The organism is Caballeronia jiangsuensis (assembly GCF_046030135.1).
GTDB lineage: Bacteria > Pseudomonadota > Gammaproteobacteria > Burkholderiales > Burkholderiaceae > Caballeronia > Caballeronia jiangsuensis.
The window spans coordinates 1-763 of sequence record NZ_JAQQDB010000118.1 but is presented as its reverse complement, the minus strand read 5'-3'; the positions used below and the strand labels follow the sequence as shown (position 1 = coordinate 763).

Sequence of the window (763 nt, the reverse complement as noted above, 5' to 3'; positions counted from 1 at the left end):
AAGGGCAATCGATTTGCCGCGTGGCGACTCGAAGGGTTCGGCCGCCCTGTAATGTTGCGGATAGGCACTGGCGACGGCGATCGGCCGCGTCTCAGCAGATGTCGACATATCGCGATGCAGGGCTAGCCAATAACCAGTCCGCGGCACGCGCTGGTCACCGGATATTGAGCGCGCATCTTTTGTCAGTGAAGGTACAGCATGACCTTCGGGAACCGCTTCACGACCGCTATGCAGGGACGTCCGCGCAGGCTTGGGCGGAGGCGTAACGGCCTTTGCCGCGTCGATCAATGTCTGCTTATCGCCGTTCCATTTTGGAAGCGGCGCGGGTGGCAGCGGCAGTACCTTGTCGAGGTTGGGGAGTTTCAAGCGGCCTTGCCAGAATTCGAGTGCGTCGCCAAGTATCGCGTAACGGTTGGATCTTTCTTTGTCGTCGTGGCCGACTAAGTTGTTGCCATTACTTAGATCGAAACCTTCGAATTCGGTAGCAAGCGCTTTTGCGCAATTTGCACATCCTAACTTTGTACCTTCATGGAGGGTCTTCAATGCGAGAGCCTTTGCCGTTGTATTAGGCTGCTCCTGATAGAGAGACAGTTCGTAGGCTGCTTCTCCGTAGCCCTGTGCCATCGCACACTCAAGCATTTGCACAGCAACCGGACGGTTCCCCCAAAAATCTCCTTCAGGATCGTCGTACGTTCCACCCAGCTTATCCCCTAGGAATGTCAACGCTGCCGGGCTGCCCATGTCTGCCGCTTTCTGAAAGAAC

General features: G+C 56.2%; 1 protein-coding gene. It reads right to left on the bottom strand.

Annotated elements, in window-relative coordinates; genetic code table 11:
• The coding region (locus PQR08_RS38610) for a DUF6396 domain-containing protein (protein ID WP_408164489.1) at positions 1-763 on the bottom strand (763 nt) is incomplete at both ends.